General features: G+C 59.1%; 13 protein-coding genes and 2 pseudogenes. 10 read left to right on the top strand and 5 right to left on the bottom strand.

All coding sequences use genetic code 11. The features are described from left to right. Nucleotides 1-39: 39 nt before the first annotated feature. Both IVB19_RS08285 and IVB19_RS08280 read right to left on the bottom strand, forming a co-directional pair. On the bottom strand, nucleotides 40-582 hold the full coding sequence (locus tag IVB19_RS08285; protein ID WP_247821281.1) for a hypothetical protein: 543 nt from the start codon (nucleotides 580-582) through the stop codon (nucleotides 40-42). Between the two features lie 141 nt (nucleotides 583-723). After that, complete coding sequence (locus tag IVB19_RS08280; RefSeq protein ID WP_247821280.1) at nucleotides 724-1,341, bottom strand: sigma-70 family RNA polymerase sigma factor; 618 nt, start codon at nucleotides 1,339-1,341, stop codon at nucleotides 724-726. Between the two features lie 815 nt (nucleotides 1,342-2,156). Between IVB19_RS08280 and IVB19_RS08275 the strand changes: the two genes are divergently transcribed. From IVB19_RS08275 to IVB19_RS08245, 7 genes are all read left to right on the top strand, one after another. Further along, nucleotides 2,157-2,351, top strand: a complete 195-nt coding sequence (locus tag IVB19_RS08275) for a hypothetical protein (RefSeq protein ID WP_157643074.1) — start codon at nucleotides 2,157-2,159, stop codon at nucleotides 2,349-2,351. Nucleotides 2,352-2,468: 117 nt separating this feature from the next. Beyond that, entirely contained in the window at nucleotides 2,469-3,719 is a 1,251-nt protein-coding gene (locus IVB19_RS08270; protein ID WP_247821279.1) for a beta-barrel domain-containing protein, read from the top strand. A 3-nt stretch (nucleotides 3,720-3,722) separates the two neighbouring features. Further along, nucleotides 3,723-6,113 (top strand): peptidase domain-containing ABC transporter, encoded by a 2,391-nt coding sequence (locus IVB19_RS08265; RefSeq protein WP_247821278.1) that lies wholly within the window; start codon nucleotides 3,723-3,725, stop codon nucleotides 6,111-6,113. Nucleotides 6,114-7,063: 950 nt separating this feature from the next. Continuing rightward, entirely contained in the window at nucleotides 7,064-7,483 is a 420-nt protein-coding gene (locus IVB19_RS08260) for a hypothetical protein (RefSeq protein WP_247295628.1), read from the top strand. Nucleotides 7,484-7,752: 269 nt separating this feature from the next. Further along, nucleotides 7,753-8,151: a YybH family protein gene (locus tag IVB19_RS08255; RefSeq protein ID WP_246648595.1), complete on the top strand. Its 399-nt coding sequence runs from the start codon at nucleotides 7,753-7,755 to the stop codon at nucleotides 8,149-8,151. A gap of 42 nt (nucleotides 8,152-8,193) precedes the next feature. Continuing rightward, nucleotides 8,194-11,565: an adenylate/guanylate cyclase domain-containing protein gene (locus IVB19_RS08250; protein ID WP_247821277.1), complete on the top strand. Its 3,372-nt coding sequence runs from the start codon at nucleotides 8,194-8,196 to the stop codon at nucleotides 11,563-11,565. A gap of 88 nt (nucleotides 11,566-11,653) precedes the next feature. Next, nucleotides 11,654-12,807, top strand: a protein-coding gene (locus IVB19_RS08245; protein ID WP_088930867.1) for an IS3 family transposase whose coding sequence is annotated in 2 segments (ribosomal slippage) — nucleotides 11,654-11,903 and nucleotides 11,903-12,807 — 1,155 coding nt in all. Because the reading frame shifts where the segments join, the coding sequence is not laid out codon by codon here. A gap of 150 nt (nucleotides 12,808-12,957) precedes the next feature. On the opposite strand, the pseudogene IVB19_RS08240 reads toward IVB19_RS08245, so the two are convergent. Together IVB19_RS08240 and IVB19_RS08235 are read right to left on the bottom strand one after the other, a co-directional pair. Next, nucleotides 12,958-13,104, bottom strand: a pseudogene (locus tag IVB19_RS08240) (tyrosine-type recombinase/integrase); the annotation flags it as partial. Nucleotides 13,105-13,648: 544 nt separating this feature from the next. Beyond that, nucleotides 13,649-13,849, bottom strand: a pseudogene (locus IVB19_RS08235) (UDP binding domain-containing protein); the annotation flags it as partial. Between the two features lie 156 nt (nucleotides 13,850-14,005). Between IVB19_RS08235 and IVB19_RS40120 the strand changes: the two are divergent. From IVB19_RS40120 to gmd, 3 genes are all read left to right on the top strand, one after another. Then, nucleotides 14,006-14,359 (top strand): transglutaminase-like cysteine peptidase, encoded by a 354-nt coding sequence (locus tag IVB19_RS40120; protein WP_253075558.1) that lies wholly within the window; start codon nucleotides 14,006-14,008, stop codon nucleotides 14,357-14,359. Beyond that, complete coding sequence (locus IVB19_RS40115; protein ID WP_345946561.1) at nucleotides 14,247-14,549, top strand: transglutaminase-like cysteine peptidase; 303 nt, start codon at nucleotides 14,247-14,249, stop codon at nucleotides 14,547-14,549. Before IVB19_RS40120 ends, IVB19_RS40115 begins: the two co-directional genes overlap by 113 nt. Before the next feature lie 138 nt (nucleotides 14,550-14,687). After that, nucleotides 14,688-15,779: a GDP-mannose 4,6-dehydratase gene (gmd, locus tag IVB19_RS08225; protein WP_247821276.1), complete on the top strand. Its 1,092-nt coding sequence runs from the start codon at nucleotides 14,688-14,690 to the stop codon at nucleotides 15,777-15,779. Between the two features lie 118 nt (nucleotides 15,780-15,897). Here the strand turns inward: gmd and IVB19_RS08220 are convergent, their stop codons facing one another. Further along, a complete protein-coding gene (locus IVB19_RS08220) occupies nucleotides 15,898-17,205 on the bottom strand; it encodes a WcaI family glycosyltransferase (RefSeq protein WP_247821275.1) in 1,308 nt (435 codons plus the stop codon). Nucleotides 17,206-17,244 lie beyond the last annotated feature (39 nt).

The following is a 17,244-nucleotide window of genomic DNA, read 5'->3' as shown; positions in this document are numbered from 1 at the left end:
CCCGGCAGCATTCACCGCCAGGCGAGTCTCTTCGGCATGTCAGGCGTCCGTGTCGTGCGACGTATCCGTCGCCGTGTCGAAATGCCCTACGTCGAAGTGATCCATTGGGCCCATCAAACCGATGGCGTATTCGAGCGCATCGTCGCAAGACATCGAAGCTAGCGCGCCGTGTATGTCACCCGAATGATCTGGACCGTGCGAGCTGAAATCACCCGCGAACTCACTATGGGAGAAGTCGAACTTGGCCAGCGCGTCACCCGGACTGCGATCGGTGTCGCCCCTGCTGCGATCGTCAGCCGGCCCGAGATCGCAATGGTCCTTGGGCTGGTATTCGCCGTCCTTGGCGTCCTTCCAGCCCCCATCGTGCTCTGGGTAGTCGCCCTTGGGGTAGGCGCCGCTAAGCTTGGCATAATTGTCCTTGCCGTCGCCGTTCTCCGAGCAGTCGTCGTCAGCGCTGTGATCGTCGTTCCATTTTGACTGCCTGCCGTCGCCACAATCGTCGGGCTTGGTTGACGTGCATTGCTCGGGTGGGGCGCCCTTTATCAGCCCGAGAATGCTCGTAACACTGCTCAGGATAGACATGGCTTCGCTCCTCGCTTCAGCTTTGCGACAGTCGCGGGCACGTGCGTCACGCGCGCGTGCCCTGCCCGGATCACCGCGCCATCACCCCTACTGTCGCCGAAGCACGCCGATGGATGCAGCGGCGAAAAAACAATTCACGCCTCATTCGAGCTGCCGGCGCATGGCCACAAGCTCTCTCCGGATCCACGCCTTGACGGTTCCGACAGGAACCCGGAGGTATTCGGAAATCTCCTCGTGCGTGCGCCCGTCGACGATCGCCAGAAGCAGGCTCGCGCGGCGCTGTGGCTCGAGTTGATCGAGCATGGTTCGCAGCGTCATGCTGTCTGGGATACAAGAGGCAGGGTTCGGAGCGGCCTGCTCGCGCGCGCAGATGGCATTCAATGCATCGTCCTCGAGCGCGAGTTCGCGCCTGGCGTTCTGCCGCATCTTAAGCGCCGTGTTGCGGACGATCGCGTAGATCCAGCCCCGGGCGGATCCTCGTGCAGGATCGAAGTTTTTCGCATATCGGAGAATCTGCGCGAATGCGTCGTGGATGACGTCCTCGGAACGCGATCTGTCGTGCACGATACGGTGCGCCATCGCGCGCAACTGTTCCTTCTCCCGCGCGTAGATCTGGCCGACGGCGGACTGCGATCCGGAGGCGCACTCGAGCAGAGCTGTTTCGTAATTAAGAGCCGTCTCGCCAGTGAGATAGCTGTCATGGCGCGCTACGCCGCAGCGAGACTTTGCCTTTGTTAAATCGAGGCACTGATGGGGCATGGTCGAAGTCACCCCTCATAAGGCAGAGCAGATGCGCGACATAAGGCAGAGCAGATGCGCGACATTTTCACGCACAGGGCCTGCGGCATTTAATGCCGAGCATTTAATTTATTTAAATGATCGGTTTTAAAAAAATACGAAATCGCTGTCGGCGAACTCAAGTCAGCAAGCATCGACTTCGTTCCCGGAAGTTTTCAAAAATTTTTTTCCCAATCGCCAAAGGGTGACGTGGTCTCAGAGTGCAGGCGGACCATAGCACGTCGTTCTCGGCGGCCAGGTGAGCCGCTGAGAGGAGCAACGTAAGTCCTCGACCCAACTTCCAAAATGGACAGCGTCAACATCGTCGCTAGTCGCGTTTATAACTTCAGAGCACGCATCGGATCCGACCACCATGTAATGCCATCGAGGGACATTCGAAGCACCTTCAACACGCTATGTGACAGGACGTGACAAGTCGCGGCGACTTGCGCAGCTTCCGCGATGAGTGCAGCGATCGAAACAAGCTAAGGCGCTTCTTGGGCCGAGCTCGCCACATGGCGCGTCATCGCGCTTTCCTTCGAACGCGCGATGTCGCATCTCAGCCGCGCAGAACATCCAGCAGACCAGACCGTCCAACTCACTGTGACGAAGCCGCCACCGACTCCCACTTTAAAGCGCCTTGCACACGACGCTGCAGAACGCGATACAGCGAGCGTCAAACACGCGCCGCTCACAAAATTTACGCGACCGTGCATCCAGATTGGCGTCTCGCACCTAGTGATGACGTGGCAACAGTTACATCAATGTTCCGCCACTTACATCGAAAGGAGACCAACATGCTGGAGATGACCAAACTTGCTCACCCTATCGAACTGTCTGATGAGGAGCTCGACCTCGTGGCCGCCGGCACCGGCGGCTGTGGCTGCCAGGATGGCGGATCACTGATCCGAACTGGCGACATCAATGTGCTCAGCGGAAACCAAGTTCAGGTTGGCCTGCTGTCCAAGCAGTCCCAAGTCTTTATTGGGTAAAGGCGGGATGCATCGGCGAACCGCTTCTCCAGCAGGGGAAGCGGTTCTCCGGTAGCCATCCGCAGTCTTGCTTTGGGCGGAAAGATACTCCGCGCAGCGCTTCAGTAAGGTGCGTCCATGGCGAACCGACCAACTCTGTTTCGTAAGGAAGCCGTCGACTTTTTGCATCAGCGCCACACCTGGGGTGAGGTCGTATTGCTGCAGCCGCTGTCGAGCACACTGCTTAGCTGGAGCCTTGCGGCGCTCGTTGTATTCATTTTGTGTTTTCTCTCCATCGCGCAATACGCCCGCAAGGAGACCGTCTCCGGGTATCTGACGCCGACCTCCGGCACAGCTAAGATTTTCGTATCACAACAGGGCTTCATCAAGGCGATACACGTGAAGGAGGGGCAAGAGGTTGCGGGGGGCGACCCGCTCCTGACCATAGTTACTTCCCAAATCACGGCCAATGGAGATGACGTCAATGCGACCGTACTTGCGGTGCTGACGCAGCAACGCAATGTGGTCGAGCGACAGATCGATGCCGAAGATCGCCGAACCGCCTCAGAACGGGATCGCCTCGGTTCCACGATCAAGGGGATTGAAGGAGAGATTATCCAACTCGAGGACCAGCGGAACATCCAAAACGAGCGACTGAAACTTTCCGAGAGCTTCGTATCAACGGGCGCTAAGCTAACCGCGAGCGGCGCATTACCAACGATTGAGCTCAAGCGCCGCGAGCAGGCCGCACTTGAGCAAAAGCAAAGTGTGGTGTCGCTCGATCAGCAGATCACCGCGCGACACACCCAGTTGACAGACGCTCGGCATACACTCGAGCAACTCCCAACCATCGCCGCAGAGAGGATCCGAGGACTGCGTAATGAACTGTCCTCGATCGAACAGCGCGTGGCCGAAGTGAATGGGCGGCAGGCTTACGTTATCAAGGCGCCAACGAGTGGGCGCGTATCGACGCTGCAGGCGACAATAGGCCAAATCGCGGATCCCCGGCATATGCAGCTCGAAATCATTCCCGTTGATGCGCACTTGCGGGCCGAGCTGTTCTTTCCGACACGCGCGTTTGGTTTTGTGCGCCCCGGCCAGCAGGTTCGGATACTTTACGATGCATTTCCTTATCAGAAATTCGGCACCTACCGCGGCAGCGTGACCAACGTCTCTCACACCATTCTGACCGGCAACGAAACGACCGGGCCGATCGCCCTCAAGGAACCGGCTTACCGTGTGACTGCGGCTCTCGAGCGGCCCGACATCGACGCCTATGGCCGTAAGATGCCGCTTCAGCCGGACATGCTGCTCAGGGCCGACGTGATCCTTGAGCAGCGGTCCCTGATGAGCTGGCTGCTTGATCCGGTGTTAAGCGCAAGGATGTAGCCCATGCAGGGACTATTGAATTTCAGCGGACGCAGATCCCTCCCGGTCATCCGGCAGACGGAGGCGACGGAATGCGGGCTCGCATGCCTCGCCATGGTGGCGTCTTATCATGGTCATCGAACTGACTTGAACAGCCTGCGGCGGCGGCATCCAGTGTCCCTAAAGGGCGTCACTCTCCGCGACCTCATGCAGATAGCAGCTCACCTGGGGCTGTCATGTCGGCCGCTGCGAATCGAGATCGGCCATCTCTGCCAATTGCGTGTCCCGGCTATTCTGCACTGGGACATGGCTCATTTCGTTGTACTGAAAGCGTACAGGAGGAAAGGGATCGTGGTGCACGATCCGGCAGCCGGCGAGAAATGGTTTCCCCTCACTGAAGCATCAAGACATCTTACCGGGGTCGCGCTCGAACTCTCGCCTACTGAAACGTTCTGCCGCACAGATGAGAGAATGCGACTGCCGTTCTCGGTTTTCTGGAGCGGAATGAACGGAAGCAATTATGCTCTGGCCCAAATACTAGTTCTGTCAGTGGTCATCGAATTGCTTCTCCTCGCCGCCCCTTTCTATATGCAGCTCACGGTTGACGAGGTCATCGCCAGGGGAGATGTCGATCTCCTGGTCGTACTCGGGCTAGGATTCGCGCTCCTTCTCCTGATACGGATCGCCTCGACCGCAACCCGCTCCTTCATTATTCTCGTTCTGCAAAACACGTTGAGCTTTCAAATCGGCGCGCGGCTGTTTCATCATTTGGTGCGCTTGCCGCTCTCATTCTTCGAAAAGCGGCACATCGGCGACATCCTGTCACGCTTCAATTCGATCGAGCCCATCCGCAACGTGCTCGCGGAGGGATTGATCACGGGGTTGATCGACGGTCTCATGTCGGTGTTGATGCTGGTGTTGATGTTCACCTACAGCATCCAGCTCGGACTTGTCGTCCTGCTGGCGTTCGCGTTGTATGCCGCCCTGCGGCTCGCTCTCTTCGGGATGTTCCGACAACGGAGCGAAGTGGCCATTCACAGCAAGGCAGACGAGAACTCCACCTTCATCGAAACCGTGCGAGCGGTGCAAAGCCTAAAGTTGCTCAACCGAGAGAACGAACGGGAGGGCCAGTGGCTGAATCGCTATGCTGCGTATATTAACGCCAACGTGCGGCTAGGCCGGGCCAGGATCAGCTTCAAAGCGATGAACGACACGATATTTGGCTTGGAGAACGTAATCACGATCTACCTCGCCGCTCGTCTCGCACTGGACAACCTCATCACGGTTGGAATGATATTCGCGTTCGTCAGCTACAAGCTGCAGTTCGCTGAGCGGACAGCGCTGTTGATCGAGAAGCTGGTAGATGTCCGCATTCTCGGACTGCACCTGGAGCGTCTCGCCGACATTGCGCTCACCCCGCTCGAGCGCGGGCACCACCTGGACCTGTCGTATATCCGGCAGATTCGCGGCGCGATCGAACTGCGCAACGTGTGCTTCCGGTATGCAGAAGGAGAGTCTCTGATTCTTAACAACGTCAATCTGTGCGTTGCTCCCGGACAATTCGTGACGATCATGGGACCATCGGGCTGCGGCAAGTCGACTCTTGTCAAGATTATGCTTGGGCTGCTCGAGCCAACGAGCGGAGAGGTTCTGATCGACGGTCTTCCGCTAGGCCAGATTGGACCGCGCGCTTATCGCGAGCAGATTGGCGCGGTGATGCAGGAGGATCAATTGCTGTCGGGATCGATTGCCGACAATATCTGCTTTTTTGACACAGCATTCGATCTGCAAGCGATGATCGATTGCGCGCGGATTGCCGGCATCCACGACGACATCATGGCAATGCCGATGAGCTACAACAGCCTCATCGGTGACATGGGAAGCTCGTTGTCTAGCGGGCAGAAACAGCGAGTATTGCTTGCGCGCGCGCTCTATCGCCGACCAAAGATCCTGTTTCTGGACGAGGGCACGGCACATCTCGACACCGAGAAGGAAAAGGAAATCAATGCGAATCTCCGGCACCTTAGTATGACTCGCGTGAGCGTAGCGCACCGACCGGAAATTACCCATGGAACAGATATGATCATCCATCTTGCCGCGGCGGCCAGACCGTTTCGGGTCGGAATGACGAGCCTCAGACGAGAAGCGGGGCCTGCGCAAGATGTCGGCGTCACCGGGTTTGCCGCCGAATGTGCGAAATCGGCCGAGACCGGCCACGATGACTGCCCCGGTGACCCCACGGGCGATTGCTCGAAGCGCGATAGTGACTGGAAAGACGCCAAGGACGACGACTGCCATTCACAGAAGGACTGCTGCCAGTCGCGGAAAGACTGCAACCCCAAGCCGTCCGACGACTGTGGCAAAGCCGACAACCCGGGTGAAGCGCTGGCCAGGATCGACTTCTCACGATGCTGATTCGGCTCGCGCAGTCCGGATCCTTCGCCTGACATGCAAGGCGCACTCGCTTCGATGACCCGCTCGGATACGCCATCGGCTGGCCAAACGCCTGCTGAAGTCGCGCGAGGACGTCCTGGCCGGATAGGACTCAACAAGCCGATTCATTGTTGCCTGGATTCCGATGTAAGGCCGGGCTCAACTTTCCCCCAGCCTTGAGCCTGGGTCGCTCCGAACCTCATGGAATTAGTCTCGATGCTCACGCTCCGGTTGGCTGCTGCCGCCATCAAGGCATTCGAAGAACGCCTCGAACAAACCAATCGCGGTCTCGCCTGTTCACGCGGGCGGGGCGCCATCAATATGCGAAACACCGACGTTTTCGCAGATTGAGACGAACGCCCTCTTCGCGTCAGCGTCCTCAAAGCAAAATCGTGTGCCTTGGACTCCGCGCTCGATCGATTTTGTTTGCCCGCGAAATGCGGGATGCCTCTCCGCGCAACTGATCCAATTGCCTTCCATAGGCCCGAACGATCACACAATTTGTCATTCTCTTACCCCCAAAAAAGCGCTGTTCTAACTAGCCCTGAACGCAAGAGTGCTTCCGGCTGCTCATCGCGCACGCGCGGTGAGCTATCCCTTCAAAACGCCAGAAAGTCACACAGTCAGTCGCTCCACAGCGATCGCACGTCAATCGCTCCTGGCCGAGCATGTAGCGCCCGTGGATCGCGGTAGCGGCATTTTTGCACGATGGACAAATCAACAAAAAATTGCGCATACGCCAGCGCATCACCAGACCGCCCAACACCTTCGACGCCCCTTCGTGAATCAGGTATCTCGCTGAGGAGGAGCTTAGCGAAACTTTGCACGCCTGAATGTTCGATCGCGAACACAGGAACCGCCCTGCGCTTGCTCAGAGCGTGGTGGTATCCTTTCGGAAAGCTGCTAGGCTACCCTCAACTGCGAGAGAGCGAATGAGCGATGACGCGAAAGATGCAGGCCTTGCGGCGTTAATCAGTGGTATTTTTGCTCGGTCCGCGTCGCCCGTCGCCGCGCCTCCAGCGCCGGAGATGCCGTCAACACTCCAACGGGAGCCCGCGGTCGCGGCAGCGCCGCCAGCCAAGCCGCTCGTTCCCTTGTCCCCGGGCGGCCCCGATGAAAAACGAGCGCGACTGCCCGCGGTGGCGATCGCCGACCTCGTCCTTGGTGAGCTTCGCAAAATGGATGGCTTTCCGAAATCCGGAGTCTCGATCACCGTCTACGGAAGTCGACCTTGGAACGCCATGATCAGGTTCGCACCGTTCTCGACTACGTCGCAAGACGCTGCACGCCTGCGCCACGCTGTGCCCGACATCGTCTTCAGGCTTCGGGGGTACGTCGAGCTCGAAAACTAGGTTCTGCCGATCACGTTCGCCAAACTCGCCTCCTATCCCGCCGGGCTCGGCGTGACTTCCGACAATTGGACTTGCTGCGCCCATCCCCCCTGCCGTTGTGAAATCTAGGAAGTCGGAAAAGGGCGCTCATAGCCCTCAGCGGAAGTATGGATGTGCCCTCGTTTCGTCCGCGGCCTAATAGCACGCCCTGTTCCCGCGAGTTCCGATTTCGCGGACTAGCCAGCAGTAGTATGATGGAGGTCACTAAGCCAATTCTGAGGGAGGGAATCATGCCGAACCTGGCCTCCTCGACGAACTCCGACGTGAGAGCCGAAGTTACCGGAGCTTATGCCGCGTGGGATACGGCGTTCAACAAAGCTGACGCCAAAGGGGTCGCCACAGCGTACGTTTCAAACGCGAAAGTGTTACCACCAACGCATCAGGTTATATCGGGTCCGGAAGAAATCGAAAAATTCTTTGCTGGGCTGTTTTCAGGCGGATTCACTGATCACAAACTAACAATCATAGATGCGGGTGGAGACGAGAAGGTCGTCTACAGTACCGCAAAATGGACGGCCAATGGCAAGGGACCGGATGGGAGCCGCCAAAGTGCCGGCGGCATTGCCACCCATGTGTTCGAGCGTCAAGCGGATGGCTCACTGAAGCTGAGGTTACATACCTTCAACTGAACTCGCCGTCGTATCGCTTGGCGCCGCGCGAGGAGACGTCGCGTGGATATAGCCGAATGGCTTCGCAGTCTTGGGCTGGAGCGCTACACTCGCGCTTTCCAGGAAGCCGAAGTCACGCCTGATGTCCTGCAAGACCTGACTGAAGCCGATCTGCGAGAACTCGGCTTGCCGCTCGGGCCGCGCAAGACCATATTGAAAGCGATTCAGGCGCGCATGTCATCGATCGCTTCCGTCGCCACTGATGCTGGTGAGCCAACCGAACGGACAAGGCCGTCACTGCCCTCAGAGGCGGACCGTCGGCAGCTTACGGTCATGTTCGTCGACTTGGTCGGTTCCACCGCGCTCGCCTCAGGGCGCGACCCCGAGGAGCTGAGTGACCTCATGCAGGCCTACCACAACGCCGTGGCGGGCGAGATCGCCCGGTTCGAAGGCCACATAGCCAAGCTCCTGGGCGACGGCGTTCTCGCGTATTTCGGTTGGCCGCGGGCGCATGAAGATGAGGCGGAGCGTGCCGTCCGCGCCGGGCTTCGAGTGACCAAGGCGGTCGCCTCCCTTACCGAGCCGGGCGGTGTAGCGCTTGCCGCACGCGTCGGCATTGCAACCGGTCTCGTCGTGGTCGGCGAACTGATAGGCGAGGGAGAGGCTCGCGAGCGCGCCGTGATCGGCGAAACCCCGAACCTGGCTGCCCGACTGCAGAGTCTGGCCGAGCCCGGTGATGTGGTGATCGCCGAGTCAACGCGCCGCCTGCTGGCCGAAGCCTTCATTTACCAGGACCTCGGCACAGTGCCGCTCAAAGGTTTCCCGGAGCCGGTGCAGGCCTGGCTTGTCAGTGGTGAGGGCGCAGCCGAGAGTCGATTCGACGCCCAGCACGGCATGGCAACGACCGCGCTGGTCGGACGAGACCAAGAACTTGCATTGCTCCTGGAGCGCTGGGAGCAGGCGAAAGAGCGAGAGGGACAGATTGTCCTGCTCGGCGGCGAAGCAGGCATTGGCAAGTCCCGGCTCGTGCGGGCGCTGCGCGACCACCTCGCAGGTGCGCCGCACACGCCACTGAGCCATTTCTGTTCTCCGTTCCATACCAGCACCGCCTTGTATCCTGTCATTGGGCTCCTTGAGCGGGCAGCAGGAATACGACGGGAGGACGCTCCCGAAGAACAGCTCGATAAACTCGAGGCCATGCTCGCTCTTGCCACAAACGACGTGCATGAGAGCGCGCCGGTTCTTGCGGACCTCCTGGCAATCCCGACGGGGGAGAGATACTCGCCACTTGCACTTAGCCCACACCAGAAGAAGGAGCGAACGTTCCAGGCTCTCCTGGAGCAGATACAAGGCCTGGCGGCAAGGCAGCCGCTGCTCGCCGTCTACGAGGATGTTCACTGGGCAGATCCTACCATGCTCGAACTCCTCGACCGGGCCGTTGACGAAGTGCAGCAACTCCCGATTCTGATCATCATCACCTTCCGGCCTGAGTTCGTTCCGCGCTGGGCAGGTCATGGGCACGTGACGGCGCTCTCTTTAAGCCGACTAGGCCGCAGGCAAGGGGCGACTGTCGTGGACCGGATCACTGGCGGCAAAATACTTCCACAAGAAGTGCTTGAGCAGATTCTGGCTAAAACTGATGGCGTGCCGCTGTTTGTCGAGGAACTCACCAAGGCCGTCCTCGAATCCGGGTTGCTCAAAGACCGGGGTAGCTACTATGAGTTGATTGGTCCTTTGCCGCCCCTAGCGATCCCGACGACGCTCCAGGACTCGTTGATGGCGCGCCTCGATCGATTGGCGCCGGTAAAGGAAGTCGCCCAGATCGCGGCATGCATTGGGCGCGAATTCGGACACGAGCTTCTAAGATCGGTAACGGCGCTCGACGAACACGCGCTGCAGCGTGCTCTCAATGATCTAATGACAGCGGAACTCATATTCCGCCGTGGAGCACCTCCGGATACGGGCTATAGCTTCAAACATGCGCTGGTCCAAGACATCGCGCATGAGAGCCTTTTAAAGAGCAAGCGGCAGCAGATCCATGCTCGCATCGCTGCAGCTCTCGAGGAACATTATCCTGCCCGTGCAGAAGCTGAGCCGGAGACGATCGCTTTGCACCTCACGCAGGGGGGACTGGCGGGAAAGGCGGTCGGCTATTGGCTGCGGGCGGGCCGGATTGCCGCGGGGCGTTCCGCCAATCTCGAGGCGATCGCTCATCTCACAAGAGGGCTGGATGCACTCAAGTCGAATCCAGAAGGGCCGGAGCGCGATCGCCAGGAACTCGCCCTGCAAACGGCGATCGGAGGTCCGCTGATTGCCATTCACGGATACACGGCTCCGCAGCTTGGCACGGCCTTCAGCAGGGCCCATGCGCTCTGCTATGAACTCGATGACACGGATGCCTTGTTCGCCACCCTTAGCGGCAAGTTTGTTTTCCACTTCGTGCGAGGCGACTTTGGTGCCATGCAGAGCCTTGTCGCCGAGGCCCAGCGCGCTGCCGAGCGCACCGGGGACACGGCGCTCAAACTAGCTACGCATCGTTTGGCGGCGCTCACCGCCATGCACGCCGGCGACTTTCTTACGGCGCGCTTAGAGCTCGAAGCGATCGTGAGGCGCTATCAGCCGGATACGCATCGGCCGCCACCTGTCCACTATGTACATGACCCGAAGGCCTCGGCGCTACCCTACCTGGCGATCGTGCTTTGGATACTTGGCTATTCCGAACAGGCGCAGAGGGCCAGCCGCGCGGCGTTTGAATACGCTGCGGAGTTAAATCAAACGAACCTTACGGCGCACGTGCAGGTCTATGGCGGAGCGGGGCCTGCGGAGCTGATGGGTGACGTGGCGGGTGTGCATGCGCACGCTGAAGCCATCATCGATCTCGCCGATCAGCACAGTTTGAATTATTGGCGCTTGAGCGGTCTCATCCTACGGGGTTGGGCAATGGCCCAAGAAGGTAACGTGGAGGGCGGCCTGGCCCTCATGCGCCTCAGTCTGAACGAGAGGGCCAGGCTCGGAGCCAGTTGGTACCAGGTCCGGTACTTGTGGATGCTCGCGGCGATGCACCACCAGTTAGGTGACGACGAAAACGGGCTGGCCACCCTGGCCGAAGCGAAGGCCATTGCTGCGCGCAACGAAGAACATATGTGGGAGGCGGAGCTTGCATGCATTGAGGGCGAACTGCATCTTACTCGTGGTGCTCCAGCTGAGGAGGTCGAGAACTACTTGCAAGCTGCGCTCAAGATTGCCCAAAGCCAAGGCGCGAAATCCTTTGAATTACGTGCGGCCATGAGTCTGGCTCGGCTTTGGCGCGACCAGGGCAGGAAGGCCGACGCGAGAGGCCTCCTCGGTCCCGTCTACGGCTGGTTTACGGAAGGGTTCGAAACATCAGACCTTCGTTCTGCCAAAGCACTCTTGGAGGAAATCGCCGAAGTTTAACGTCCCGTGTTCAGCGGTGCACCATTCTGAGCTGCTGCCGGTTTGATGGACACCGAGATTGGGTGTTTTATCGAGCCAGAGGTGGGTCATGCAGAGACGGAAGTTCAGTCGAGAGTTCAAGATCGAGGCGGTCAAGCTCGTCAGGGAGCGCGGGGTATCTGTGGCGCAAGCTGGCCGAGACCTGGGCGTTCATGAGAACGTGCTGCGCAAATGGGTGAAGGAGTTCGGCTTCGACGCTGCGCAGTCGTTCCCCGGCCACGGGCAACTGAAGCCTGAGCAATTGGAGATCGAGCGGCTGCGGCGCGAGGTCAACAAGCTGAAGGCGGAGCGGGATATCCTAAAAAAGGCCGCTGCCTACTTCGCGAAGGAAGCGACATGAAGTTCGGCTTCATCGCGAAGCACCGGGGCATCTGGCCGGTGGCATGGCTATGCGAAGCGATGGGCGTGTCGCGGTCGGGCTTTCATGCCTGGCTGAACCGATCGCCCAGCGCCAGATCCCGGAGCGACGAGACCGTAGGCCAGCAGGTCAAGGTCAGCTTCCTTGCCAGTGACCGGACTTACGGCGCGCGGCGCGTCTGGCGAGACCTTCTGGCGGACGGCGTCGAATGCGGCCTGCACCGGGTCGAACGGCTGATGCGCCTGCAGGCCCTGCGGGCGCGGCCACGACGCCGGCGTCTGCCGAAGGACGCAGGCCATCGCCAGATTGCGAACGTGGCGTCGAATCTTCTGGATCGGCAGTTCGAGGCCGAGCGCCCGAACCAGAAGTGGATCGCCGACTTCACCTACATCTGGACGGCTGAGGGCTGGCTCTATGTGTCGGCGGTGATCGACCTGTTCTCGCGCCGGGTGGTCGGCTGGTCGATGAACGCCAGCATGACCGCCCAGTTGGTTGCGGACGCCCTGTTGATGGCGGTCTGGCGGCGCGGCAAGCCGGATGCCCTGATGCATCATTCCGATCGCGGCAGCCAGTACGTCAGCGAGCAGTTCCAGCGCTTGATGGCTGATAGCGGCATCGTCTGCAGCATGAGTCGGTCCGGCAACGTCTGGGACAACGCGGCGATGGAGAGCTTCTTCTCGTCGCTGAAAACCGAACGCACCGAGCGCAAAACCTATCGCACCAGGAACGAGGCCAGAGCAGATGTGTTCGATTACATCGAGCGGTTCTACAACACGACCCGACGTCACTCGACGATCGGTTACCTCAGCCCTGTTGAGTTCGAGCGCAAGGTGGGATTAGCTTAACCCGGTGTCCATCAAACCGGCAGCAGCTCATTCGCATGGTCCGGGGCTTCCGGTGGACCGAAGCTTCTGCTGAGGCTCGCGCAAGCTGGAAAACTAAATTGGTTGTTGGTGGGACTCGGGCCCGCACTCGCGATCTGGCGCCACGCCGTCTTTCAAGCTTATGACGTCGCAGCCCCGGAGCTTGCTGTCGATCGCGACGTTGAACAACGCAAGATCGCGGACTTGACCCTCAACTTGGAGCTTCGTCCGGATTGAGCAAACGTGCTTCGGGCGGAGTGGCGGCTTAGCACCAACGATCTTCCCCTTGTTCCACGGGACGCGCTATTGGGCGCCTCTGCAGTGCTTGAAACATTGGTCATCACGACCTCGTCAGTTGATGAGGCCGGTCACGTTCGCACCTATAGTCTTCTGAAGCTCTGAAGCTACGTCGGCTTCGGGAGGATTGGAGACGTACTTAGTTTCAATTCGATGGGCTCGAGGTCGCAATCTGCCCCATACGGGAGGTCGGTGCCTGGGCCGCGACGCGGCTCGCGTCGACCCGTTTCCGAGGGACCGTCCATCGCTGCTGGCCGTCGACAAGCCGGCCGATCCGGATACGGGTGAGAGCACCGTCGAGGAAAAAACGCTCGGCCTTCTACCCAATCCGCTGAGGAAGTACGGCTTGAAGTTCGCGGCCACCCAGACTACCACCACACCTGCGGACAATGAGCGCGGGCGAAAACTTCGGCCTCTGCAAGCGCGAGCGCGTCATTCCCGCCGAAGGCGTACTCGGTGTACTGGTCGCGAATTATCACCTGCTGGTCCGCCTCGACATCATCTGATGCGCTCGCCAGCCGGAGCAATCGGCGCCTCCCGCGCAGGAATAGGCGTCCTTGCAATAAGTGATGCTGGGCAGTTCGCCCTTGGCCTGCTCCATGCCGATAGGATCGAAGGCCTTCACGCCCATGTCGATCAGGCCGGCGACCAGCGGGATCGACGGCGGATCGCGCATGTCGTCGGTGTCGGGCTTGAAGGTGAGGCCGAGCACCGCGATGGTCTCGCCGCAGCGAGGCGCCGACAGAACCAATCGGGTTAGCGGTGCAGATTGAGGCATTGACTGCCTCACATTTGATATGGCGTTTTCACCATTGCGTCGCATTATACAAGGATCGTCCCGGTCCGCCATGAGGCCGATGGGATGATCCGACATGCTACCCGCATGCTGGTGCTGGCGTGTTGCGTTTGCAGCCAGCCCGCTTACTCCAGTCTTGAACTGCAGGAGGTCGTACCTCCGCTTTCATTTATGCTGTTCTGTACTCAGTATCCCGACGACTGTCAGGAACAGCGCGACCGCCGCAAAACCGTGTTCCGCTCTCGAGGACAGCGCTGGCGCGAACTCAACCTGATCATCTCGACGGTCAATTCTGGTATCGCGCCAGAGAGTCTATCCGTAAGCCGGAATGACTATGACTGGCAGATTTTCCCCTCCGCCGGAAACTGTGGGAAATGCTGTAACGAAGCGCCATCTGCTGCTGCGATCGGGCTGGCCGAGCTCGTCTCTCCTCCTTGGTGAAGTCGCTATCCGTACGACAGGAGAACATCATCTGGTATTGCTCGTTCGAGGAGGACGAGCGCTTTTCGTTCTGGACAATCTGAGCGGCATTATCATCCAGTTGGGTGAGGCTTTGGACAACTACGTCTTCTTGCGTACGGAAGCGGATCTGAACCCTCAGCTCTGGACCCGCGGACTCACGAGGTCTTAGCTGCGTCCTTCCGCTGCGAATTCGCAAGGCGCCCGGGTCGTTAATAATAGCGCACAATCCGGGCCAAAATGCTGCACCGCGGGTAGCCTCGGGACGGGCTTTTGGGTAAGAACACGCATCCATGGCGATGAGATTTTTATGACCAAAAAGCGCGCGTTGATCACTGGTGTTACCGGCCAGGACGGGGCCTACCTGGCCGAGTTACTCCTTGGGAAGGGCTATGAAGTCCATGGCATCAAGCGCCGGACCTCGCTCTTCAACACGGACCGCATTGACCATCTTTACCTTGACCCCCACGAGCCTGATCCGCCGTTCCGCCTCCATTACGGCGATCTGACGGACTCCTCCAGCCTCATCCGGATCGTTGCCCAGGTACAGCCTGACGAAATTTACAATCTGGCTGCGCAGAGCCATGTGGCCGTGTCGTTCGAGGAACCCGAATACACTGCGAATTCCGATGGGCTGGGGACGCTGCGGATTCTCGAAGCCATGCGCATCGTGGGGCTCGAGAAGGCGGCCCGCTTTTACCAGGCATCGACTTCCGAACTATACGGACTGGTTCAGGAAATTCCGCAAAAGGAGACCACTCCTTTTTACCCGCGCTCTCCTTACGCAGTCGCCAAGCTCTACGCGTATTGGATCACGGTGAACTATCGCGAAGCGTACGGCATGTATGCTTGCAACGGCATCCTGTTCAATCACGAGTCTCCTGTTCGCGGTGAGACCTTCGTTACCCGAAAGATCACGCGAGCACTCGCGCGAATCCATTTAGGTCTTCAGGAGCGCCTGTATTTGGGCAATCTCGACGCGCTGCGCGACTGGGGCCACGCCCGCGACTACGTCGAGATGCAGTGGTTGATGCTGCAGCAGGAGAAGCCGGAGGATTTCGTCATCGCCACTGGTGTGCAGCATTCCGTGAGAGACTTCGTTAATATTGCGGCCAGCGAAGTCGGGATAAGCATTCGCTGGGAAGGCAGCGACGTCGATGAGAAGGGCTACGACGTCTCTACCGGCAAATGTATCGTCTCGGTCGACCCTCGCTATTTTCGGCCCACCGAGGTCGCGACTCTCTTGGGAGATCCATCGAAAGCCAAGCAGAAACTCGGATGGGAGCCAACGACCTCCTTCGAGTCTCTGGTTCAGGAAATGATGAAGGAAGATCTCGAATCGGCAAAACGGGACGAACTGATCAAGCAGCACGGATTCAGATACTTTCCGCGTCACGAGTGATCCTGAGTCAGATCAGCCGTCACAACGAGCGGCCTGGAGGTAAGCGCTCATCGCGACGCTCACCTTTGGCTGCTCTTGTTCATCAGCCGTCATCTCTCCGCAGTCGCGGTCAGACGCCTCAAGGCAAGCGAACCGCATCCTCCACCGGGAGTCCAATGTTGTCGTTAGCGCTTGTCGGTCCGATACCCTTCGGCCCTGTCGACTTGCGCGCGTCGGCCATGACTTCCGACCACCGATGAACAATGGTTTGTCGGTCCCACCGATCAAGGGCGCGCTTTCTTCCTTCCTCGCCATAGTGCTCGCGGAGGCCGGATGCCTCACTAAGTTGGCAAATTGCGGCTTGAAGAGCGGACGAATCTCCCGGTGGAATCACAAGGCCCGCGCCGATGACTTCCGCGGCAAGCCCCGTACCCTCTTCGGCCATGGCGATGACTGGCCGAGCGGACGCGAAGATCGCGCCAAGCTTGGAAGGTAACACCAGATCGGCCGCCTCCGCCTTCTGCGGAATCAGGTGGAAATCTGCAGTTGCCAACAACTCGTTGAAGCTTTCCTTGGGCTGAAGCCCGAAAAAGTGGATGTTGGGATGCCCGACGGCCATTTGCTCGAGCCTCGTCTTATCTGGTCCGTCGCCGGCAAGGATAAAGCGAATATGTGGATGGCTTTGCTCCAACCCGATCGCGGCCTCGATCACGAATTCAAGCCCTTGCTTTCTCGACATCGTTCCGGAGTAGAGCGCAACGATGTCGGTCTCGCCAAGCTTGAGCTGCTCGCGATATTTCGTCATCCGCGAAGCGGGGCAGATCGCCCGGGTATCAATCCAATTTCTGACCTCAGTGGCTTTATCGAAGTCCACGCCTTTGAGGATCAGGCGATCCAGCATCGGCTGAGAGATGGTCGAAACATGATCGAAGGATTTGAGGATCGCTGCTTCAGTTCTAAGCATCCATTTGCGCAAGAAACCGTTGCGCAGCAGACCAAGATCGAACGCTGCATCGACCTCGAAATCCTGGATGTGGAGCCACGATTTGGCGCCGACGCGACGAGCAACGAACGAGACGAAGGCAGCCGACATCAGAGACGGGGCTACCGCGATCATGACGTCTGGTCGCCAGGAGAGCGCATTCGCGAGGGCCGGCACTGCGCTCGAGAGTGCGAAGGAGGCATGATGGATAAGTCGCTTCGCCCCTGACGGATGTTCAGGCACATAGATCGGCGTACGCGTGACCCGAACGCCATCGATATGACTCGTTCTAAAGTAAGAACTACTAAAGCGGTGCGGGATCTTCCAGGCGGGATAATACGGCGGAGCCGTGATCACCCTGACCTCGTGACCTTCGGCGACGAGGCTTTCGCAGAGCTCGCTATTGTATTTCGCCACTCCGATCAGATCGGGGGCGTAATTGATGCCGACCAAAAGAACCCGCATAAAGGCGCAATCCAAGTAAGTTTTCAGAGATTAAACTAT

The organism is Bradyrhizobium sp. 187, assembly GCF_023101005.1.
In the GTDB taxonomy this organism is placed as follows: domain Bacteria; phylum Pseudomonadota; class Alphaproteobacteria; order Rhizobiales; family Xanthobacteraceae; genus Bradyrhizobium; species Bradyrhizobium canariense_D.
Note: the sequence above shows the minus strand (reverse complement) of the source record. Positions and strands in the feature narration are given on the sequence as shown.